This is a genomic window from Vibrio sp. SCSIO 43135, assembly GCF_023716665.1.
Taxonomy (GTDB): Bacteria; Pseudomonadota; Gammaproteobacteria; order Enterobacterales; family Vibrionaceae; genus Vibrio; species Vibrio paucivorans.
This window is the reverse complement of sequence record NZ_CP071859.1, coordinates 1,408,341-1,430,837: the sequence shown is the minus strand read 5'-3', so window position 1 is coordinate 1,430,837 and position 22,497 is coordinate 1,408,341. Positions and strand designations below refer to the sequence as shown.

Genomic DNA, 22,497 nt, shown 5'->3' with positions numbered 1-22,497 from the left:
ACCTCCATGTTTCAACAACGTGTTTACTATTTCTCAATAGCGGCTATCTTTAAAAGTAGCAGCAAATATAAAAACACGATTGCATATGACTCAAAAAAATAGAACACAACGTCAACTCGGTATCGATAAGCAATTAGTAGGATTAACGGTTCTTGTTAGCATCGTCTTTGCATTGATAAATGCCTCATTAAATTTCTATCTTGATTACCAAGAAGAGTGGGCTCAACTCGACGCCGAATTAACTCAACTGGAAGAAAGTAATATCTCCAGCTTTAGCGCCAGTTTATGGGTCGAAGATCGTGAGCAGCTGCAGACTCTTTCTGAAGGCGTAATGAAAAATCCTAAGATCAGCTATCTGAAAATTCAGGACGATTTGGGCACCATCGTCGAATTAGGAGTACCAGTCAAAGGGGAAAGTCTCGAACGAGACTGGGAACTGGAACATCTAATGGGGGGTAAAACCTATCACCTTGCCACACTTACTATTCAAAGTGACCTCGCCCCTGTTTATGCCAAACTATGGAATAGCTTTTTAATCATATTGCTCATGCAAGCCGTCGAAACCTTTATGATTGTCGCTTGCTTGCTGTACATCACCATGAAACTTGTCGTTAAGCCAATCACCACGCTCTCGACTGCAATGGCCGAATTTGGTGACGGTCCAATTCCTAGCCGCATGCCAGATCCCAAGCGTACGTTTAACGATGAAGTCACCATGCTGACTCAAAAGTACAACGAATGCTTAGATCACTTAGAATCTAACTACAACGCCTTAATGGCTGAAAAACTTCGCGCCGAAGTGGCTAACCAGAAGAAGAGTGAATTTCTTGCCAACATGAGTCACGAGATCCGTACTCCGATGAATGGCATCGTAGGTGTTGCATCGTTGCTCGATGACGAAGATGCGACCGAGACTCAAAAAGAATACTTACAAGTCCTTACTACTTCATCCAATACCTTACTAGACATCATTAACGACATTCTCGATTTCTCGAAAATCGAAGCTGGGCACTTCGAACTCGAGCATACCGCTTTCGATTTGCATGAGCTTATCCAGCAGCAATCTGACATTTTCAATGTACGCGCCAAAGAGAAAAACCTGCTGTTTGAATGCTCTGTCGACGAACACATCCCTAATATGCTTATTGGGGATTCCGTAAGGCTGCGCCAAGTATTAATCAACTTACTCAGCAATGCCATTAAGTTCACTTCTCAAGGTGCCATTACGTTTGATGTGAGAATGTCTGCCATGCACTCCGAGCATGTCTCACTCTTGTTCTCCGTAAGAGACACAGGTATTGGTATCGATAAAGACAAACTGCAAGATGTCTTTGAAAAGTTCCAGCAAGCGGATGGTAGCACCACACGTAAATACGGCGGCACAGGACTTGGCCTCGCGATCAGCAAACAGATAGTCCAACTTATGGGTGGTGAGCTAGAGGTTGTCAGCTCTATCGGCTTAGGCAGTAACTTCTTCTTTAATATCCAACTACCGATTTCCAAGCAACCGCCTGAAGATGGCACTAAGTACACGTTGCCAGAATCATCAAACAAGCCAAATGTGTGCGACTTCCCTCGCCATACCTCTATGGAGCGAATCGAAGAAACCCTCGCTATCACCTCCAAATACACGGTTCTAGTGGTCGAAGACACTCGAATCAATCAGCAAGTGGTTAAAATCATGCTTGGTAAGCTGGGGCTAAAAGTCGAAATCGCCGAACATGGGCAAATTGCATTGAATATGTGTAAAAACAACCAATACGACGCCATTTTGATGGACTGCCACATGCCTGTTATGGATGGTTACGAAGCTACAATACAAATTCGTAAGCAATGCCCTTGGGCCAAAGATGTGCCTATTGTCGCCCTCACCGCTAACGTAGTCAGTGAGGACAAACAACGCTGTTTTGATGTGGGAATGAATGACTTCCTATCTAAGCCCGTCACACCGCATCGTTTGTTTGAAACTTTGAACAAATACCTCACCGACTTAGGCAATGAGAAGATCGAAGAAACCGAAACCATGTAAAGACGTTGACGGGACAAGTAGAAACAGGCTTTGAGACAGCGACAGGGATTGGTGATTTTCTCTTCAAATCAACACTGAGAATGAAAAATCATGTGAAATCCATTTGACCTTCCCCTAGGGGTAAGGTGTATATTTACCCTGTTCATCCTATCAACGGAATTACGATGCATCTGTCTCGACTTCGTACAATTTGGATCTCAGCTCTAGCAGGACTCGCGTTACTGTTATCGACTGTCGCATCCAGTGAACCGTTGATGACATTCCAAATGCTCTCGGCCGAATCCGGTTCGAGCATGACGACAATGAGTTGCCACAGCGGAATGAACAGTCCGATGATGTATCACGACATGAAAGTCAGTGAATCCAGCCCTACTTCTTGTGTTTCGGAGATGGACTCAACGATGCATCACTGCTGCTTAGCTGCATGTATCAATGTTTTGGCATTCCCAAAACAACCCCTTTCGTCATTTGCACTCACCTACAAATTAGCACTCATCCCCTTAGAACCGCATGTTAACGCTGTTAACGTTACCCGCTCACTATTTCGGCCTCCCATCGCCTAGTTTCCAACTCTAAATTACCCACGTTGCTGTCAATCTTCGCCGCTCTTTGTTGCGCCGTTTATGCTTGCTCAACCTTTGCTTCAAATTGAATTGGCCAAAGCTTGAACTTCAGCTTCGTGACTGATTTTAACGTTATGGATCTCGCCTTTATGGCTTTGTCCATACGATCTAGATTGGAAACACCCGTGAAAATTAAACAATCTTTGCTAGCACTTTCTATAAGTGCCGTGAGCATGTTTTCTATTCCAGCCATTGCTGATTCAAGCAAGCCACTGGAAGAAAACACCCACTCACAAAATTCGCTGACAAATAGCTCACTAACTCACCTAATTGAGTTAGCGTTGCAAAACGATGCAAGCCGCAAACAGTACTACGCGCAATCTCAATCATTGCGAGAAACAGGTGTGGCGAGCGCAACACTGATGGATCCTAAGCTAAAAGTAGGCTTTGGCGGATTGCCTGTCGATAGTTTCAAGTTCGACGAAGACCCAATGACCAATATCTCAGTTGGATTGATGCAGCAGTTCGAACGAGGCTCTACGCTCAAGCTGCAACAACAAAAATCCAACCAGCAAGCCGATGCGATTGCGCTGCAAGTTGAGAATCGCGAGTTAGAAGTCGCCAATACCATGACGCAGCTGTGGCTGGAATTAGGCTACTTGCAAATTGCACGCGACGTACTGGTTCAAAACAGACAGCTGATGGAAGAAATGGTCAGCTTTATCGAAACCAATTACGCAATTGGTAAAAGCGAAGCTCAGGACTTACTGCAAGCTCAGCTACAAGTCAGCAAGCTAGAAGAAAAGCTACAAGCTAACCAACAGCAGCAAAACCGAGTCTACTCTCAGCTTTCAGAATGGTTAGGCGATCAGTGGCTCAATACTCACGCTCAAACCACACAAGCGAGTAATCAGCTCGACTGGAGCTCGGTACAAGCTATGTTGGGCAGTTCAGAGGGCTTAACTCAGCACTATGAACACTTGTCCACTCACCCGATGGTTCGTATTTCCGATGCTTCAATTGCGGCAAGCCAAACCCAAGTCGACATTGCCCAAGAGGCCTATAACCCTCAGTTCGGTGTCGAAGTCATGTACGCGTACCGACAAGCCAACAACATGATGGGCGAACCTGCATCGGATCTCGTCAGTGCGTACGTCACCATGGACATTCCTCTGTTTACGGGCAATCGCCAAGACAGAAGCTACACGGCTGCGGAATATCAAGTCGGGGCGGCTAAGCTTCAAAAAGATCAGCTACTGGCGCAAATGAATGCCAAAGTGAATGCACTTCTGGTCGACAAAACCAATTTGGCGCAGCGCTTAGACCGCTACCAAACCACCCTACTCACTCAAGCCAACGCAAGAACCCAAGCGGTTGAACGTGGATACCAAAACAATACAGCCCAATTCAATGACGTTATCACCGCGGCCAGTGACGAGCTGGCGTTACAGCTAGAACAGGCCCGTATTCAAACCGATCTCAATATTGCCTACAGCAATTTAGCTTACCTGCTCAATGGCTTTGATTATCAGGTGGATACTCCCGAGTTCAATCTGAATCAGGCTGCTACGCCTGTAAATCGCCAACCTTCCAGCAACCAAAACTCAGACACTAGCGAGTAATAGGAGAACACATGAAAACATTCCAAGTCGCGAGCCTTACTTTGCTAGTGGGTGCCGCATTAGGTTTTGCAGCCAATCAATACTTGTTTAGCCACGACATGTCAGTAATGGCAAGTGAATCTGCCGGCTCAAATAGTGACGAGCCGCTGTACTGGGTTGCACCAATGGATCCAAATTACCAACGCGATAAGCCCGGCAAGTCACCAATGGGAATGGACTTAATTCCTGTCTATGCCGATGACTTAGCTGGAGAAAAAGATCCAGCGGGCACTGTGACTATCAACGCGTCGGTCGAAAATAACCTTGGCGTTAAAACGGCGCCTGTCACTAAGGAGCAGATGTCGCCGAACATTGATACAGTGGGCTATATCGCCTTCGATGAAAGTAAACTGTGGCAAACCAATATTCGCGTCAGCGGTTGGGTTGAAAAACTCTACATCAATGCAGTAGGCGAAGTCGTAAAGAAAGACGACGTTCTATTCACACTTTACTCTCCTGAGTTGGTAAAAGCCCAAGAAGAGCTACTGAATGCGTATCGCACAGGCCGTAACTCACTGGTTAAAGCCGCAACTGAGCGCCTTGTTTCTCTGGGAGTAGATAGAAACCAAATCACTCAAATACGTAAAAAAGGCAAAGCGCAGCAAACCATCAAAGTTAAAGCGCCCGCCAATGGCGTTATCGCGAGTTTAAACATTCGTGAAGGTGGCTACCTTTCACCGGCTCAAGCCGTGATTAGTGCAGGCCCACTCGACGAAGTTTGGGTCGATGCTGAAGTGTTTGAGCGCCAAGCGCACTGGATTACTTCAGGTAGTGATGCCGTGATGAACCTTGATGCCGTTCCCGGTAAAGAGTGGCAAGGCAGCGTCGATTACGTTTACCCGATCCTTGACCCAAGCACTCGAACTCTAAGAATGAGGCTTAAGTTCGCCAACCCAAGTGGCGAGCTGAAACCCAACATGTTCGCCAACATCACGCTACAGCCTACCTCCGAAGACATGGTTTACACCGTCCCATCTTCTTCCGTGATTCGCTCTGGAGGTATCAGCCGAGTGGTATTGTCTGAAGGCAATGGGAAATACCGCTCAGCTCGAATACTTACTGGTCGCGAAGCCAATAACAAGGTGGAAGTACTTGAAGGGCTAGCAGAGGAAGACACAGTCGTTACGTCTGCACACTTCATGCTCGATTCAGAGTCCAGCCAAACCGCTGATTTAAGCCGTATTAATGGCCCTGAAATAACCGCTGCGGAAACCGCTTGGGCAACAGGTGAAATTACCGACGTAATGCAAGGCCACCGAATGCTGACGATTAACCACCAACCTGTTCCTGAATGGGATTGGCCAGGTATGGTGATGAACTTTACGTTCGCGGAATCCGTTGATATTTCCGACAAGCAGTGGGAAACCCTGACTAAAGGGAAATCAATACAATTCGAAATGCAAAAATCCCCATCCGGCCAATATGAAATTGTTGATTTCAAAGCTGATGACACCGTCATTGCAAACGAGGTATGGGTTGAAGGTGAAATCACTATGCTGATGGCAGACTTTGGTATGGTCACTGTGAAGCATTTACCCGTTGCACAGTGGAGCTGGGATGCAGGTGAGATGAACTTCTCCACCAGCGATGATGTGTCACTTTCAGAAGTGAAGGAAGGCCAACAGGTTCGGTTTCTAGTCGCGAAAGACGGTTCAGACTATACCTTGAAAAAAATTGAGACCTTGAAACAAGTCGAGACCTTGAAGCAAACCGAGACCTTGAAAAAAATCGAGCCCGCTGACGCAGAGCAGCATGGAGGTCATCAATGATTGCCGCCATTATACGCTGGTCGATCAACAATCGCTTTTTAGTGTTGGTCGCAACAGTATTTCTCACCCTAGCGGGTCTCTACAGCGTTAAAAACACGCCAGTGGATGCGTTACCTGACTTATCCGATGTTCAGGTCATCATCAAAACCAGTTATCCAGGACAGGCTCCGCAGGTAGTGGAAGATCAAGTTACCTACCCGCTTACCACCGCTATGCTTGCCGTCCCTGGTGCAGAAACCGTACGTGGTTATTCATTTTTTGGTGACTCGTATGTCTACATCATTTTTAACGATGATACTGACATGTATTGGGCTCGCTCTCGAGTATTAGAGTACCTCAGCCAAGTTGCACCCAATCTGCCAGCCAGTGCGAAACCAACACTGGGCCCAGATGCAACTGGTGTAGGCTGGATATACAGTTACGTATTGCAGGACAAAACAGGTCAGCACGATTTAGCAGAGCTGCGTAGCCTTCAAGACTGGTTCCTAAAGTACGAATTGCAAACCGTGGATGGTGTGTCAGAAGTCGCCACCGTGGGCGGCATGGTTAAACAGTACCAAGTACAAATTGACCCAGCAAAGCTCCGCGCTTACGACTTAACCCTGCAACAAGTGAATCAAGCGATTCAAAACGGTAACCAAGAAACGGGCGCGTCCGTAATTGAAGTCGCTGAAGCCGAGCACATGGTGAGAACGACTGGTTACTTAACCAATGTCGAAGACATCAAATCTCTGCCTCTACGCGTTACCGACAAAGGCACACCTTTGTTGTTGGGCGACATAGCCGATATCAACTTGGGTCCACAGATGCGTCGTGGTATTTCTGAGTTAAACGGTGAAGGCGAAGCGGTTGGCGGTGTCGTCGTCATGCGCTTTGGTGAAAATGCCAGTGAGGTCATTACCAATATCAAAGCGAAGCTGGCGGAGCTGGAGCGTGGCCTGCCCGATGGTGTGGAAATAGTACCGACTTACGACCGCTCAACCCTGATTGATTCGGCTGTCGACAACCTTTGGAAGAAACTGGCCGAGGAGTTCATTGTTGTTGCCTTGGTATGTGCACTCTTCCTGTTCCATATCCGCTCGTCTTTAGTCATCGCACTAAGTTTGCCCGTGGGTATTTTGTCGGCTTTTGTCGTGATGCATTGGCAAGGGATCAACGCCAACATTATGTCTTTGGGCGGTATCGCCATCGCCATTGGTGCCATGGTCGATGGTGCAATTGTGATGATAGAGAACGTGCATAAGCACATAGAGCGTACTCCGCTTACTGACAAAAACCGCTGGCAAGTGATAGGTAAAGCAGCGGAAGAAGTCGGCGCACCGCTGTTCTTCTCCCTGTTGATCATTACGTTAAGTTTTGTTCCTGTGTTTGCGTTGCAAGGGCAAGAAGGCAAGATGTTCTCGCCACTCGCCTTTACCAAAACCTATGCTATGGCGGCGTCGGCTGGATTAGCCATCACACTGGTTCCAGTGCTTATGGGTTACTTCATTCGCGGTAAAATTCTACCTGAGCACAAAAACCCAGTAAACAAGGGGCTGGTAGCACTCTATCGCCCATTGCTCAATCTGAGCTTGAAATACCCAAAGTCGATGATTGTTATCGCACTGGCATTAATGGCATCGGCCTACTACCCGCTCAACAAACTGGGTAGCGAGTTCATCCCACCTCTGGATGAAGGCGACCTGATGTATATGCCGACTACCTATCCGGGTATCTCTATTGGTAAAGCCCGCGAACTACTGCAGCAAACCAATAAACTGATCAAAACCGTACCGGAAGTCGAGACTGTTTGGGGCAAAATCGGCCGTGCTGAAACCGCCACCGACCCAGCACCACTGACTATGATTGAAACCGTGATTCAGTTGAAACCGAAAAGCGCATGGCGTGACGGCGTCACTACTGAGTCATTGCGTAAAGAGTTTGATGAACTGATTCAGTTTCCAGGCTTAACTAATGCTTGGGTGATGCCAATCAAAACCCGTATCGATATGCTCGCAACCGGTATCAAAACGCCAATTGGTATCAAAATCGCGGGGGCCGATTTAAAGGTCATCGAAGAAATTGGCGCTGAGCTTGAACCAATTCTAAACGGGCTTGATGGTACTGCTTCTGTCTACGCGGAACGCGTTGCCGGTGGCCGGTATGTCACCATCGATATTAAGCGCAGGCAAGCAGCCCGTTACGGTTTAAGCATTAAAGATGTTCAACAGGTGATATCCACTGCCGTGGGCGGTATGAATGTTGGTGAAACTGTCGAAGGTCTCGAGCGCTACCCTATTAACGTTCGTTACCCTCAAGACTACCGTGACTCTGTCGTCAAACTGCAAAACCTACCACTGGTGACGCCTAATGGCGCGCGTATCGCGCTAGCGGATGTAGCCGACATTCGTTACGAAGATGGCCCTCCAATGATTAAGACAGAAAACGCACGCCCGAATGGCTGGGTCTTTGTCGATATCGAAGGCCGAGATTTAGGCTCTTATGTACAAGAAGCCCAGCAAGTCGTTGCCGAGCAACTGCTGCTACCTGCGGGTTACTCACTGGGTTGGTCTGGTCAGTACGAGTACATGGAACGCGCCAAAGAGCGTTTGAGTTTAGTTGTACCAATCACCCTAATGATCATTATGTTGCTGCTCTACTTCAGTTTTCGCCGCATTGGTGAAGTGCTGGTCATTATGGCTACCCTGCCACTCGCGATGGTTGGTGGATTATGGCTAATGCACTACTTGGGCTACAACTTCTCTATCGCCGTGGGTGTTGGCTTTATTGCGCTAGCGGGGGTTGCCGTCGAAATTGGTGTGATCATGTTGGTGTATCTAAACCAAGCATGGCACTACAAGAAAGTCGATGCAGAGGAAAACAACCAGTCCATCAACGCAGACGATCTGACCCACGCAATCCAAGAAGGCGCTGGCTTACGTGTTAGACCAGTGATGATGACGGTACTGACGGTCATCATCGGATTAATACCAATTATGTATGGCGAAGGAACGGGATCGGAAGTGATGCAGCGGATTGCAGCGCCAATGATTGGCGGTATGGCGTCTGCCCTGCTTCTCACCCTGCTTGTACTTCCTGCCGTGTTTAAGCTTTGGAAAAAACGAGAACTTTAACCCTAATTTACAACCTCTTAGTGCTGTTTATTACAGCGTTAAGAGGTGATTTACCCGATTACATATACAAGGATATACCATGAAAAAAACAATTATCGCACTGGCTCTTACTCTTTCAACTCCGTTAGCTTTTGCACAAATGGATCACAGTACAATGGACCATAGCAAAATGGACCATGGTCAAATGGATATGAGTAAGATGGACATGAGCAAAATGGACCACTCCAATATGATGAATATGGAAGGCATGTCTGAGGTCGGTATGCCAGCCAATGGGGCGAAACCAGACAAAGTCGTTCACGTGATCCTTGCCGACGATATGAGCATTAGCTTTAAAAATGACGTCACCATCGAACCTAACGATGTAGTGCAATTTGTGGTGATGAATACAGGCAAAATCGACCACGAGTTTTCGATTGGCTCAGCGACAGAGCAGCTTGAACATCGTGAAATGATGAAGAAAATGCCCACCCACGCTCACGACAGCGGTTCTACAGTCACGGTAAAGCCAGGCAAAGCGAAGCAGCTACTATGGCACTTCCACGGTGATAATAACGTTGAGTTCGCTTGCAATATTCCTGGTCACGCTGAAGCGGGAATGACGAAATCGATGAGTTTGTAATTCCAAACACTTGTGATTACAAGCAGTTATCCATCTCAAAAAGAGGCATCCATTGATGCCTCTTTTTCTACACGCTTATAAGATCGGCGTTTTCCGATCTTTGACATAAAACAGGATACTGATGGCAACGAATAGAAACGTAAAGTAATAGAAAAATGATGACAGCGAGGCAATAAAATCAATATGTTGCTCAATCTGCTCTTCTGTATAGCGCTCTGACACCAACTTATAGTAATAGGCGTATAACACACCAATCAATCCATAGCCAAGGTTGAACATTAGCCCTTTAAAGCTCAGCACCGTCGCTCGGTTGTGTGATTCAGTAGTCTTGTTCAGGTGATAGCTAATAAAAATGTTCATCGTCATGATGATAAAAATCAAGATCAATGCTGGTATCACGCCGTAAATCGACCAACCTAAACTTATCCAAAAATACGTCGCTATGGTGGCTAACCCCATGACTAAGATAAAACTTTTTGGTGGCATGCTTTCCGCTAGCCTGCGGCTTTGACCCGCGAGAACGATTTGCAACAAGCTGATCCCCGCTCCAATAAGCCCAAAGTAAATGATCGGAATATCGATGGCGCGGTAGTACTGGCTGTTCATCGTAAGAAACATTCGTGAGGTGTGTTCGAACAGGCTGTAATACAGCAATATAAACAGAACGTAAGGAGTAGAAAGCACCCACTTCCCCGTGTTTAGCGTCAATTTAAGGCTTGCAATCGTCGTCGACAGCTTGCCGCTCGCGCTAGGCAGACCCTTTTTCTCCTCTCTCATATTGAAAGCTGAGTACATAGCAATCAATGCGACAAACAAGGTGGCGTATACGGGGATACGCATAATATCCTGAGTACTTTCTGGAGCTGCGAACCCAAGAAACTGATACACGTGCGCCATGAAGTTTACGTCGTACATCGCCGCACCAATAAGCGTCACAAAGATGCCCACCGTCGATGAAATACGTAGCTGAATTTGTAACACGCGCGGCCACACTTCTTCTTGCCCTTGCTCTTTGAGCGTATCGTATGCCAATGCTTCATCCGCACCACTCGCAAGTGCCATTGCCAAGCCACTTAATACCCGATTAACCAAAAATACCACGAATACCAGCGTCGGGTTTCCAGTTGGTACAAACGCAATCATCGCAATTTCAATAAACATCACAATCGATGACAAGACTACTAACTTCTTGCGCCCCAAAGTGTCGGCAAATGCGCCGGAAGGCACTTCGGCCAGCACAATAGTGGCAGCCCAAACCACATTGAGCATCGCGAACTGGGAAAGTGTTAACCCGTAGTCCAAATACAACAATGTAAAAACTGGGTAGTAAAAGCGTGCAAAATAGCTGCTACGAAACATCAAAAAGTAGCGCACATTTGGAACGTGAAGGATTTCTCTCAGCGTCATTGGGTTTGCAAAGCGTTGAACAACATAAGATTAGGTATAACCCTTTTTTAGCACCTATGCGTAACGTTTATAGAAATGGGCTTTTGATATTGTTATGAATATCGATAAACAGACCGGAAAATATTCAGTGCACGCGATACCTTTAGCAGCTTATCGTTCAATAACACTGCCCACTTTGTACCAAATACCTCAACGAGATTGAGACCTATATACAGGCTTTCATTGATGCAGGCGTCGATATTCTGGCAGTCTCAGGTGATTCAAATCAACAATTAGAGCAACACCCAGAACAGATCAACATTAGCTTCCCAATAACTTACGATTTATCTGAACAAGAAATGAAGACTCTTTGTGTGTATATCTCAGTATCACGCTCGGACAAGGAGACCGACCACAATTTCGCCGAACCTGGCTTATTTGTCGTAAATGAGCATGGAAAGCTTCATGGAGTTGACCTATCTAACAACCCGTTTATAAGGCCAGAATTCAGAGCTCTTACACAGGTTTAGCATGTATTCGAGACCCAGATAAGCACTATCCAATCCGAATTAAAAAACACTGCAACATCTAATGATGTTGCAGTGTTTATAAAGGGATTAGCGTCAACTTTTAGCCGACTTGGGTGAAATATCATAACTTTCAGAACACACTCTCAACTAATCAGGTTAGATGTATTCCCATATTTAACTCAGACAAGGAGTCATCATAACATTTGACCGAGATAAATTTTTAACAGGAAAGTTTTATCGCTGAAACCATTTTTTCCTTAAGCCACTTAATATGCGCTGCTCCTTTCATTCGCTTATGGGTGTACATCATGATAGGGATGTCCTGCGCTCCTTTAATAGACAGCACTCTGAGACCTAGGCCTAATACATACCTACTCGCCGTGCGGGATAACGCCACCCCCATACAACCAGTCTCCTCAATCGCTCGACAACCATCTTCGACTGAAACTCCATCAGCAATCACACGCTGAATTAGTTGAAAGGTCAACCCTGGCAATTCAATTCCACCATCAACCATGGCAGGGCGAGAAAAACCAATAAGTAATTGATCTGACAAGTCTGACAACTCAATCGATGTATGCTCTAAAAACTTATTCGACATACCAGAAAGTAAGAGTACCGGTTGTTCATAATAAAGAATATCTTGAGATAACATTCCATATATTGGAGAGCTTAGGTCAACCATCACATCAATCTGTTCTTGACTCAACAATCGCTCCGCATCTGTAGACTCAACCAATTTAAAGTTTACACACATGGCCAATGCTTCTCGTTCAATCAAGTTTGCAAAATAACTAGCGAGATTCAGGTTTAAACCGGGAGCAACGCCTATATTAAATTTAGTAGCAACCTTCTGAGGATTATATCGCTTCAAATCTACTTTAAGCGAATCCAAGTCTTTCAATCCAGATCTTAGCTTGGGATAAATCGATTCGGTAAAGCCAGTCGGGACCATAATCTGCCCCTCACGATGAAACAAAGGTCTAGAATAATATTCCGACAAGCGTTTAATGGACTTACTCACCAATGACTGAGAAACACCTAAGCGCATAGCAGCTTTAACCGTACTTCGCTCCTCGTATAAAATAACCACATAAGGTAGCAAGCTATAATTAAACTTATCACGCATTTCCAAAACTCTCTTGCATAAACTTTGTCTCGTCTCGAATCAAGGAGGCGTTTAATAAAAGCATTGATTTGCCGAATGACATTATTGACTTAACCTTAAACGTCAGCTAAAACTCACATAAAATCACAAGCAATTTGTTGAGTAGATGTCCTTAACTCGCTAAATTCGCCCCCTTTCCAGCACTATATACTCAACGGCAACACTAAAAGTACGGCACTAAGTACCGTACTTTATATTTTGACTACACCTTACCAAGTCGCTTTTTCGATATCATTCAGCTTCCATGACTTGTCAGTCGCTGGCGCCTCAGCGTTGTAAAAGCGGAACATGACAAAGTAGTTTACGCCTGGCTGGGTCGGTACCCAGTTCGCTTCTTTACCTTTCGGCGCTTTAGGACCATAGTAAATCGTCGTTGAGCCATCTTGGTTGATCTCTAGGCCTTGGTCGTATGAATTAACCGCTTGCTTTTTCTCCGGCGTATCAAGGAAGACACCAAATTGATCATCAGTTAGCGTTGTCGACCAGAAGCGTTGAGCTGGAACGTTCGCTGGTACCGTTAGTTTGTAGCTCTTACCACCGTCAAGGATCTCACCATCGCTGTCTTGATAACCGTTTAGGTACCAATTAACACCTGCAATACGTGTGATTGAACCGTAGATGTACTGGTAAATCGCCCCACGCTCTTCGTACTCTAGACGGTTAGGATGTTCCCACTGCCAACGCGTCTCATAGATGTCATCAGAAAAGGTTGCACGCCATGTTTTCTGACCTTCATAGTAAGGAGGAATATCCAAAAGGTAACGGTGACGGAAGTGGTCTTGTGCAGCGTCTGCCGCCTTCTTAAACAGTGCGACCTCTTTATCTGAAGGGTTGAAAGGCTGGCCTTTCTCTAGGCCCAGTTCAGATGCCATACCTAGGATGCCCTTGTCAGTCGAATCAACCAATTCTTTGTCGATAATGCGTTTGATCTGCTCGAAAGAATTGAAACCTAATGGTTCGTAGAGATTTAGCAATTTACGGCTTAAGTCGACGTGCTTACCTATTGTCTCTTCTTTCTTACCATATTGGTAAACCTTGATCTTCTTAGCGTGCTCAACAGCTTTCGCTTGGTTCTCTTCCGTTAGCGATGGAACAAGCAGACGAATTGCTGAGTGGCCAGTGTAAGTTTTAGACGGTACTGGGATGTATCCTTTTGGCACCGGACCGTTATAGTTTGACGCGTATAGGAAATACTTACCACCTTTACCACCTTCAACGCCATCATTACCAATATCAACCATTGGACGTTGGAAAGCATCAGTTAGGACTCCAAAAATACCAACCTCACCTGACTTAGGCACTTCGACAACAACTGGGCCATTTTCCAAATCCCATGAGCCAAGTGCAAACTGAGTTGCTCCGTTTGCCGTTGGCCATTTAAAATCTGAATCTTGAATTCTGCCCATGTAAGCAATATCGTTTTCATGAACATCGTGCTTAGCTAGCTCATCAATCGTCGCCCACATTTGAGAAGCTGGTCGATAGAAATTCAGAACCTCAAACGCACGTATATAGAATAGATCTTCACGAAACTCATCTACAGATTCGACAGGTTCAAATTGAACTTTATCTACATCGAAACCTAAGTTTGATGCAAAGGTGTTGGATGCAAGTACTATTGTGATACCGATAGCGACTTTTGTTGTTACATGCTTCAAGTTCATTTTTATTCCTCTTTGAAATTGTGAGAACATTATCCTAGCCTTATAACAACAAACAAAGGCCACTTTAGGCCTTTATTACTAACCCCTAACTGACACTATTGAAATGTTTCCAGACCTACACCACGTACAATCTTTCTTAGTTACATTCGAAGAAAGCAGCATGCAAAAAGCTGCTGAGCGGCTAAACATCAAACAATCCACACTAAGGAATCACCTCAGATGCATCAGCGAATTCTATGGTATGCCGTTATTTAGTAAGAAAGGGCGAGGGATCCAGCCAACCAATGATGCAGAAAGAATATACAAAACAATTTCCCCCAAACTATGTTCACTTCAAAATGAACTAACCAATCTCAAACACTTTGACGCCAAAACTACAAAAAGAACCTTCAATATCGCTTGCCCTGAATACTACGCTCTACCTTTAGTACAGTTTTTTCACAACGAGAGCTCACCCGAGCTAACATGCTGTATTTATGAACAAATATCAGAGGGAGAAAAAAGTATTCGAGATGTACTAAAATCGAAACGCTTGGATTGCGTAATAAGCCCAAGGCCTAGCACCGACCCTAGTTTAAACAGCATGGAACTGGAAAGGATTCAAGTTGCACTCGCAGCGAACATTAACCACCCGATATTAAAGAAGAAAACAGTAAGTCAAAACGAGTATCTATCTCTCAAACACGCAACTCTAAATAAGAGCAAAATGCACATACGCGAGTTCTCTCAAACGCCAATCCCTAGTCGACAAACTCAATTCGTTGGCGACTCACTTCTCTCGATCATAGCCATTATTTCGAAAACAGATCTCGTAGCAGTTTTACCTACAAAGTTAATAGATCAATACTCTAATATTTTTCCTATCGGTCACACTAAACTAGAATTTCGTTATCAACCTATTAGTAACTATCTCATTTGGGACAGAGCTGGGGAAACTCCTGATATTAAGTGGCTGATAGAGAGAATTAATACGGTCAGTAAAATATAATCTATCTGTTCAATTACGAGTACTTTGAACGCGCTATAGGTCGCTTGAACTTAGCTGCACTGGTAACTCTGATGAACATAATGTTGCTGAGGGTGCCGAGATGACATACTCACAAAAACTCAAAGCAGGTGATATCTTCCCTCAATTGGAAGCGACAAAACTCAATGGAAAAAAGTTACATTAGGTCAGTCTCAGGTAGGAACTGCCTGGCAAACGAAGTTTGTTTATCGTGGTAAACACTGCCCACTTTGTACCAAATACCTCCACGAGATTGAGACTTAGAAACTGGCTTATTTGTCGTGAATGAGCATGAGAGTTACCTCTTATTGTCTTTGATTGATGACTAAGCACCTTTAATCAAAGTGGGTAACTCTCTTCTTTTCAAATTGAAGTGTCAGATCTAGTCTGAACTAATATAGTTAAGTAAATAAGTCTCAAGGTTATTCATTGACTTGATTTCAACTAAAACTGAATCGCTATAAAGTACAATAGTCAATTAATATCCGTCATTAGAACTCAGTAACCTTCTTTATGAGTTCTAATGACTAATTCAAATAAGTACCAACTATTTTTTCTACCACGCCATTTTGTTGCTGCTCAAGAAGAACTTGGTTAAACCTTTCAATGAATGCCTGCTTGTACGGGTAATTCTCCGCTATCGCGGTGTAACCCAAATACCCGTGTTGCGAATCCACTTCCATGGCAGCGACTAACCAACTCGCACTGTTCAATTCATCTTGAACGATGATCTGCTTCATCACCCATTTCACGGATAAATCCACATGTAAATAGCAGTCGCTGCGCCTAGCTTCGAGCATTAATAAATTGGCTTTGGTGTCTTTTGCTTCTCTGATTTTTATTTTGCCGTCTTGTACCATCTTCCAGAATGCCTTTCCCCCCAAACCGTAACCACTGTTAATTCCTATTCTTAGTCCTTCGAAACTACTTGGCCAATCAAGTGGCTTACTCAGTTTTTCCGAAACTTGTTGGTGACAGTACACCACTACGGCTTCGGCAAGAATAGGCTGAGAATACGGAGCGATATAAGGCCTCTTCTTAGGGAAAGAATAAGGTGGCAGCAAAGCAAAGCCCTGCCCGTTCTCGAGCAACATTAAACCTCGACGCCAAGGAATCGGCTTAATAGTTACCTCAAACTCCGGTATGGCGGAGGCCACTTCACGCACGATATCTGGATAGATACCTGCCGCTTTTCCCTGAACACTGTAGCTGAACGGTGGATAGCCATCATCCGAATAAATGGTCACAGGTATCACCTGGTCTGACGAAAAACTAGTAAAGGGAAATGCCAATGCTAACAAGTAAAAAAGAACTCTCATGTGATATCCGAGCAACTGGAACACATAGATAAGCATAGCGACCATATTAAAACATTTCATTCTAGTGGCTACTCATAGCAGCAGTTGTAGCAAGCACACTTTGCAAACCAAATGTCACTAAATGGCAATTAACTGATTATCTAAATAGCTACTATGGCACCAGATTTCAGAACACCACTACTAACTAAGAGAGTACTTTATGTTCAAGAAAACACTGATTGCCACATCTTTAGCGTTCACTGCTGCTTGCGCGTTTGCCGCACCAGCACCTGTTCAAGAGGCAGCACCTACTGCTATTGAAGCGCCACAAGTTATCGTGTTTAAGAATGTGAATATTTTCAACGGAACTGAGAATAAGCTGTATCAAAATCATTCTGTCGTCGTAACAGGAAACAAAATAACCGCAATTAGCAAAGGAGTATCCGACGTACCGAAAGACGCTAAGGTGATTGATGGTGAAGGCCGTACCCTAATGCCTGCCTTGGTGGAAGCACACATGCACTTAACTCTGCCTAAAGGTTTGTTAGGCACTAACGATATGCGCTGGTCTGAAATTGCGGTTCACGCCCAAGGTTTTGGCGAAATGTATCTGGATCTAGGCTTCGGTACTATTCGCGACGTTGGTGGTGCAGACGGTGTTTGGACTGAATTAGAGAAACAAGGCAAAATTGATTTCCCTCGCACATACGTATCAGGTGCACCTATCGCTCCTGTAGGCGGACACTCAGATGTAGGTCTACAGTCTCGCCGTTTGAGCGATTCCCCTCAAAACCTAGAGCTACTCAACATTATGTCGACCCCTGCTGGCGTTGCTGAAATTCATGAGCAAGCTCGTTACAACTATCGCCAAGGTGGACAATTTACCAAAGTATTTCAGTCTGGTGGTGTGTCGTCTAAATTTGACCCATGGCAGTACCAGTCCTTACTTGATGAAGAGCTGAAAGCAGCGGTCGACATTGCTGAGACGTACGGTTCTTATGTTGCTACGCACGCTTATTCTGATAAAGCACTTCACCAAGCTCTAGATACCGGAGTGAAGTCTATTGAGCATGGTTTCATGTTCAACGAGAACCACCATAAGAAGTTTAAAGAAAATGGCGCTTTCCTAGTGACAAACTTAACGGCGTTTTCTCCTGAGCTCGCAAAAATCCCAGTGGTTCAAGACCCAAGTATTCAGAAGAAGCTAGAGTCAGCACAAGCAGCATTTGGTAGTTACGTCGAAAATATTCAAAAGCTCGACCCAGACTACCGTGCATTTAACACCGATTGTGTGGGTTACGCCGATATGTGTGCCAAGCAGATTTCTCATGAAATCTATTTAAATGCGAAATTCTTCGGCAACTTCTCAGCACTTCGCGCCATGACGTCGACTGGCGGTCGTATTTCCGCAGAGCTGATGGAAGATTGGATCAACCCGTACTCAGACGGCAAGATTGGTGTAATAGAGGTTGGCGCGTACGCCGATATCCTTCTGATTGACGGTAACCCGCTAGAAGACATCACGCTAATCGGTGGTCGTAAGACATGGCTAACCAACGATGCCAAACCAGACGGTTCTCACCTAACTGAAATGGATCTCATCATGAAAGACGGTAAGATTTTCAAAAATACCCTATAAACCTTACCTAATTAAAAAGCCCTCAAGCTAACGTAGCTTGAGGGCTTTTTCGTATTTTACTGTTTAAGACAGTTTAAACCGCCCTACTATACTGGTCAGTTTCTGGTTCATTTCTGAAATATTATTCGCTTCTTCCAAGGCCTGTTGGCCGTTACTGTCTAACTCTCCGACAATGTCGTTTATCGCCGTCATGTTCCGGCTGAGCTCTTGTGTCACACTGCTTTGTTCTTCTGCCGCTGTCGCTATTTGAGTGCTGAGATCGTTAATTTCAGTCACGAACTGCGTCATAACATCCAAGCTAGTAGCCACTTCACCTGCACCGTCCGCGGTTTGCGCACATTTCTGTTTGGTCGAATCCATGGAATCAACTACAGATTGGCTTCCACGCAGTAAGCTCTGCAGCGCTTGTTCAATCTCTTCGGTGCTGGTTTTGGTGCGACTTGCTAAGTTACGAACCTCATCAGCCACCACCGCAAAGCCACGCCCCTGCTCACCAGCGCGCGCAGCTTCTATCGCGGCGTTAAGTGCCAATAGATTAGTTTGCTCTGCGATATCGCCAATCACACTCAAAATGGTATTAATGCCCTCAGTCTCAGATGCCATATTATTTACGTTGTCCGAAGCGGTACTCACATCGTTCACCAGTTCTTGGACATTGTTTTGCGCTTGAGTCACAGTGTGTTTAGAGGTTGCACTTGCCTCATTCGCTTGATGGGTTAAATCTGCGGTATTTGCCGCATCCGTTGCCATCGATTCCGCGGTCGAGTTCATTTCCTCTATCGCCGTAACGACTTGCTCGGTTTCTTGCACATGGTTTTGTAAAATATCGCTGTTTCTCTGGCTTTGGTCTTTCATCCGATAGACGTTTTCATTGAGATGATCCGTCACTTCACGAATCTCCAGCATCATTGCTTGAAGGTTGACAATAAACGCATTCACCCCTTCTGAAATATCACCTAAGTCATCTTTGGTTTTTACTTCTATACGCTGCGTTAAATCGCCATCGCCTTGGCTTAGACCCGAAATAGTCTCTTTCAATACTAGAATTGGTCGGTACAGCACATTAAGAATGGCAACAGCAAGGATACTACTGATAATGGTCGCGATAAGAGCCGTTGTAATAGCGGCTTGTTTGGCAGAACTTAACGCAGCAAACACAACGTCTTTCTCTAAACCAATAACCACATACCATTTCTTGCTACCAACACTGATTTGGTGGGAGAAATACAGTTTCTCTTTGTCACCAAGATACCCATCAAACACTACATCAACATCACCTAATGCAATGTTAGCGACGTCATTTAACCAAGGGTAGCTATCCGTTTTCTCCCCTGCTTTCACACCTTCATCGGAATAGGCCAATACCGTTTTGTCATGATTCAAAATAATCGCAACTGCACCGGGGATCTCGTTAGCACTCTTCACTACTTCGTTGAGGAAATCTAACTGCATGTCGACGGAAATCATGCCGCTCATGGTTTTACGCACAATAGAAACCCAATAGACATCCCCATCGCTAGACAGATACGGTTCAGTCATTGCAGCGGATGGACTTTGTCGCCCTAATTGGTACCAGCTCCGAGTCGTCACATCACCATTATATTTGTGGTTCGGCCAAGTCTTCGCGGTTTGGTTCCAGTAGGCGTCCCCATTAGTGAATGCGACGACTGAACTGTTTAAGTTCATCGCTTTAGAAAAGATATGCGTCCACTCAATGAAGTCGTCGGCAGTACCCAACATGGGTTTATTGTCGAACTGCCCACCGAGCTTATCTAACCCTTGGACTTTCTCATTCAGCTGGCTCGCGATTTGCTCGGCTTTGTTTTTCACATAATCTTGATTGGCCTTAGTGATTAACTCGACCATAGTTTCTTTTTCTTTGATGTAAGCGACGTAACCCGACACCGATACTGATGCCACCACCAAACCTATGATGGCGATCAGCAATAGTTTCCTGAATCCTAAGTTTCTCATCGTGTCATCCTTGTTATTAACGTTGCCTCAATAAGTTGAGTGCCTTGATTACAAGGCGTGCAATTATCTATTGCGTGTTTTGTTAATAAGTGTGGTCGCTCTGCCACAAAATTCCACAATTCAACAAGATTTATCCATTCCGCTACAGAAATCGCTTTAGATTGAACAGATTTACCACTTTTCTCGCTCTTGCCACTCGAACGTATTGTGTTGGCGATAATTAAATGATAATAATTATCATTACAAATTAAATACATCTAGGTTTCACTTATGGACTGCCAACAGCAACTCTACAACTTGTATTTCAAAGCTCAGGATCGCTTTCTCTACCAGTACCTAGAAAGAGGTTTTGAACCTGATGTGATCTACGATTACATACACAGTGGAATGATGTTGTCGTCGTTGTATGAGACAGGTGCGGAACACGAAAGTCCTTTACTGTGTGAGTTGTACCTGAGGCAGGTGTATTTTCACCTTCTCGACGCGATTCAAGATCCTAAGCGAAGCCACACCTTTCGACGTGTCTGCCTTGATTCTGTATATACGCCATTGATGTGTTTAAAACGCCACTATTACCAGCAAGAGGATGGTGACGCCAAATTTTTACCCCTACAACTACAATTACAGCGCATCAAAGCGCCCTATTAAAATAAGCATAAGCCCAAGAGGATGACCTCATGACTCAACAATTTAGAATCGAAAAAGACAGTATGGGAGAAGTACACGTCCCAAAAGATGCCCTTTACCAAGCTCAGACCCAACGTGCGGTCGACAACTTCCATTTCAGCTCACACACCATGCCAGTAAGTTTCATTCAGGCATTGGCATACATAAAGCAAACCGCAGCGCAAACCAACGCTCAACTCGGGCTCATTGAGGGGGATATTGCCAATGCAATTGAACAAGCCGCTGATGAAATCATCGAGGGACATCACCTAGGCCAGTTTCCTGTCGACGTATTCCAAACCGGTTCTGGGACCAGTTCAAACATGAATGCGAACGAAGTGATTGCAACGCTAGCAAGCCAAAAACTTGGGGATGACGTTAGCCCAAACGATCACGTGAACATGGGGCAAAGCAGTAATGATGTGATTCCAACGGCAATTCAAGTGAGCTCAGCATTGAGCGTTGAACAGAAACTTCTGCCCGCCCTGTCACACCTCAACGAAGCACTTAACCACAAACGAGATGAAGTGGGACACTTCGTCAAAACTGGCCGAACCCATCTTATGGACGCGATGCCAATTACGTTTAACCAAGAGCTACGCGGTTGGCAGTCTCAAATTGAGCACGCGATTCGCGGAATTGAACACAGTTTGTCGGCAGTGAAAGCACTGGCACAAGGAGGAACCGCGGTTGGTACCGGGATAAATGCCGATCCAAGGTTTGCAAAAGCCTTTGCAGATAACTTGTCGCAAGTCACTCGAACTGAATTCACACCGAGTGAAGATTTCTTCTTTAACCTCAGCAGTCAAGACGCCATTGTTGCTCTCTCCGGTCAGCTAAAAACCACAGCTGTCGCACTCATGAAAATCGCCAATGACCTGCGTTGGATGAATTCAGGCCCTCTTGCTGGGTTAGGTGAAATTGAACTGCAAGGCTTACAGCCGGGTTCTTCTATAATGCCTGGCAAGGTAAACCCCGTTATCCCTGAAGCCGTTGCCATGGCATCCGCCCAAGTTATTGGTAATGACGCCACAATTACCGTTGCAGGGCAATCCGGTAACTTCCAGTTGAACGTTATGCTGCCTGTTATCGCACACAATGTGTTAGAGAGTATCGAGCTACTGACTAACAGTGCCACTGCTATGGCTGATAAAGCCATCGCAACATTTATCGTGCGGGAAGATAACCTCGATGTGGCGTTAGCTAAGAACCCAATTTTGGTCACAGCACTTAACCCAGTGATTGGCTATTTGAAAGCGGCTGACATCGCTAAGAAAGCCTATAAGCAAGGCCGAGCTATTGTCGATGTTGCAGAGGAAGAAACCGATTTAAGTCGTGAGCAGCTTGAACAACTTCTCGACCCAAGTAAGTTAACAAAAGGCGGGCTTGCTCAGTAACTTTAATCCATT

The 22,497-nt window shown here is 45.2% G+C and carries 14 protein-coding genes and 3 pseudogenes; 12 read left to right on the top strand and 5 right to left on the bottom strand.

The annotated features are described in order from the left end of the window. Positions 1 to 85: 85 nt before the first annotated feature. The 6 genes and pseudogenes from J4N42_RS06535 (at position 86) to copI (ending at position 9,757) form a co-directional block, all read left to right on the top strand. Positions 86 to 2,029 (top strand): ATP-binding protein, encoded by a 1,944-nt coding sequence (locus J4N42_RS06535; RefSeq protein ID WP_252030613.1) that lies wholly within the window; start codon positions 86 to 88, stop codon positions 2,027 to 2,029. A gap of 164 nt (positions 2,030 to 2,193) precedes the next feature. Then, positions 2,194 to 2,592: a hypothetical protein gene (locus J4N42_RS06530; protein WP_252030612.1), complete on the top strand. Its 399-nt coding sequence runs from the start codon at positions 2,194 to 2,196 to the stop codon at positions 2,590 to 2,592. Positions 2,593 to 2,741: 149 nt separating this feature from the next. Next, positions 2,742 to 4,214, top strand: a complete 1,473-nt coding sequence (locus J4N42_RS06525; protein WP_252030611.1) for a TolC family protein — start codon at positions 2,742 to 2,744, stop codon at positions 4,212 to 4,214. An 11-nt stretch (positions 4,215 to 4,225) separates the two neighbouring features. Next, positions 4,226 to 5,938 (top strand): annotated as a pseudogene (locus J4N42_RS06520) (efflux RND transporter periplasmic adaptor subunit); the annotation flags it as partial. 80 nt (positions 5,939 to 6,018) lie between these two features. Further along, on the top strand, positions 6,019 to 9,135 hold the full coding sequence (locus J4N42_RS06515; RefSeq protein WP_252030610.1) for an efflux RND transporter permease subunit: 3,117 nt from the start codon (positions 6,019 to 6,021) through the stop codon (positions 9,133 to 9,135). A 79-nt stretch (positions 9,136 to 9,214) separates the two neighbouring features. Further along, positions 9,215 to 9,757, top strand: a complete 543-nt coding sequence (copI, locus tag J4N42_RS06510) for a copper-resistant cuproprotein CopI (RefSeq protein ID WP_252030609.1) — start codon at positions 9,215 to 9,217, stop codon at positions 9,755 to 9,757. A 75-nt stretch (positions 9,758 to 9,832) separates the two neighbouring features. Here copI and J4N42_RS06505 read toward each other — a convergent pair whose 3' ends face one another. Beyond that, positions 9,833 to 11,164, bottom strand: a complete 1,332-nt coding sequence (locus J4N42_RS06505) for an MFS transporter (protein WP_252030608.1) — start codon at positions 11,162 to 11,164, stop codon at positions 9,833 to 9,835. A gap of 164 nt (positions 11,165 to 11,328) precedes the next feature. Here J4N42_RS06505 and J4N42_RS06500 point away from each other — a divergent pair. Continuing rightward, positions 11,329 to 11,735, top strand: a pseudogene (locus J4N42_RS06500) (peroxiredoxin family protein); the annotation flags it as partial. 158 nt (positions 11,736 to 11,893) lie between these two features. Here the strand turns inward: J4N42_RS06500 and J4N42_RS06495 are convergent. Continuing rightward, positions 11,894 to 12,802 carry a LysR family transcriptional regulator gene (locus J4N42_RS06495; protein WP_252030607.1) on the bottom strand — a complete coding sequence of 303 codons (909 nt, stop codon included), beginning with the start codon at positions 12,800 to 12,802 and terminating at the stop codon, positions 11,894 to 11,896. 248 nt (positions 12,803 to 13,050) lie between these two features. Then, positions 13,051 to 14,505 carry a DUF1214 domain-containing protein gene (locus tag J4N42_RS06490; protein WP_252030605.1) on the bottom strand — a complete coding sequence of 485 codons (1,455 nt, stop codon included), beginning with the start codon at positions 14,503 to 14,505 and terminating at the stop codon, positions 13,051 to 13,053. 103 nt (positions 14,506 to 14,608) lie between these two features. On the opposite strand from J4N42_RS06490, the gene J4N42_RS06485 reads away from it, so the two are divergent. Further along, positions 14,609 to 15,493: a LysR family transcriptional regulator gene (locus tag J4N42_RS06485; RefSeq protein ID WP_286036665.1), complete on the top strand. Its 885-nt coding sequence runs from the start codon at positions 14,609 to 14,611 to the stop codon at positions 15,491 to 15,493. Positions 15,494 to 15,593: 100 nt separating this feature from the next. After that, positions 15,594 to 15,772 (top strand): annotated as a pseudogene (locus J4N42_RS06480) (thioredoxin peroxidase); the annotation flags it as partial. A 266-nt stretch (positions 15,773 to 16,038) separates the two neighbouring features. On the opposite strand, the gene J4N42_RS06475 reads toward J4N42_RS06480, so the two are convergent. Then, a complete protein-coding gene (locus J4N42_RS06475; protein ID WP_252030603.1) occupies positions 16,039 to 16,758 on the bottom strand; it encodes a substrate-binding periplasmic protein in 720 nt (239 codons plus the stop codon). Between the two features lie 271 nt (positions 16,759 to 17,029). Between J4N42_RS06475 and J4N42_RS06470 the strand changes: the two genes are divergently transcribed. After that, positions 17,030 to 18,448 carry an amidohydrolase family protein gene (locus tag J4N42_RS06470; RefSeq protein WP_252030602.1) on the top strand — a complete coding sequence of 473 codons (1,419 nt, stop codon included), beginning with the start codon at positions 17,030 to 17,032 and terminating at the stop codon, positions 18,446 to 18,448. A 63-nt stretch (positions 18,449 to 18,511) separates the two neighbouring features. Here J4N42_RS06470 and J4N42_RS06465 read toward each other — a convergent pair whose 3' ends face one another. After that, complete coding sequence (locus J4N42_RS06465) at positions 18,512 to 20,422, bottom strand: methyl-accepting chemotaxis protein (protein WP_252030601.1); 1,911 nt, start codon at positions 20,420 to 20,422, stop codon at positions 18,512 to 18,514. A gap of 270 nt (positions 20,423 to 20,692) precedes the next feature. Between J4N42_RS06465 and J4N42_RS06460 the strand changes: the two genes are divergently transcribed. Then, positions 20,693 to 21,070 carry a hypothetical protein gene (locus tag J4N42_RS06460; protein WP_252030600.1) on the top strand — a complete coding sequence of 126 codons (378 nt, stop codon included), beginning with the start codon at positions 20,693 to 20,695 and terminating at the stop codon, positions 21,068 to 21,070. A gap of 29 nt (positions 21,071 to 21,099) precedes the next feature. Continuing rightward, the gene (locus J4N42_RS06455) at positions 21,100 to 22,485 is read left to right on the top strand and encodes a class II fumarate hydratase (protein WP_252030599.1); all 1,386 of its coding nucleotides are present in this window, start codon (positions 21,100 to 21,102) and stop codon (positions 22,483 to 22,485) included. Positions 22,486 to 22,497: the final 12 nt, after the last annotated feature.

Excerpts from the sequence above, each read along its gene's own strand:
- J4N42_RS06530 (WP_252030612.1), top strand. The coding sequence starts at position 2,194 with ATGCATCTGTCTCGACTTCGTACAATTTGGATCTCAGCTCTAGCAGGA.
- J4N42_RS06460 (WP_252030600.1), top strand. The coding sequence starts at position 20,693 with ATGGACTGCCAACAGCAACTCTACAACTTGTATTTCAAAGCTCAGGAT.
- J4N42_RS06485 (WP_286036665.1), top strand. The coding sequence starts at position 14,609 with ATGTTTCCAGACCTACACCACGTACAATCTTTCTTAGTTACATTCGAA.
- J4N42_RS06490 (WP_252030605.1), bottom strand. The coding sequence starts at position 14,505 with ATGAACTTGAAGCATGTAACAACAAAAGTCGCTATCGGTATCACAATA.
- J4N42_RS06495 (WP_252030607.1), bottom strand. The coding sequence starts at position 12,802 with ATGCGTGATAAGTTTAATTATAGCTTGCTACCTTATGTGGTTATTTTA.
- J4N42_RS06505 (WP_252030608.1), bottom strand. The coding sequence starts at position 11,164 with ATGACGCTGAGAGAAATCCTTCACGTTCCAAATGTGCGCTACTTTTTG.
- J4N42_RS06465 (WP_252030601.1), bottom strand. The coding sequence starts at position 20,422 with ATGAGAAACTTAGGATTCAGGAAACTATTGCTGATCGCCATCATAGGT.
- J4N42_RS06525 (WP_252030611.1), top strand. The coding sequence starts at position 2,742 with ATGGCTTTGTCCATACGATCTAGATTGGAAACACCCGTGAAAATTAAA.
- copI (WP_252030609.1), top strand. The coding sequence starts at position 9,215 with ATGAAAAAAACAATTATCGCACTGGCTCTTACTCTTTCAACTCCGTTA.
- J4N42_RS06535 (WP_252030613.1), top strand. The coding sequence starts at position 86 with ATGACTCAAAAAAATAGAACACAACGTCAACTCGGTATCGATAAGCAA.
- J4N42_RS06455 (WP_252030599.1), top strand. The coding sequence starts at position 21,100 with ATGACTCAACAATTTAGAATCGAAAAAGACAGTATGGGAGAAGTACAC.
- J4N42_RS06515 (WP_252030610.1), top strand. The coding sequence starts at position 6,019 with ATGATTGCCGCCATTATACGCTGGTCGATCAACAATCGCTTTTTAGTG.
- J4N42_RS06470 (WP_252030602.1), top strand. The coding sequence starts at position 17,030 with ATGTTCAAGAAAACACTGATTGCCACATCTTTAGCGTTCACTGCTGCT.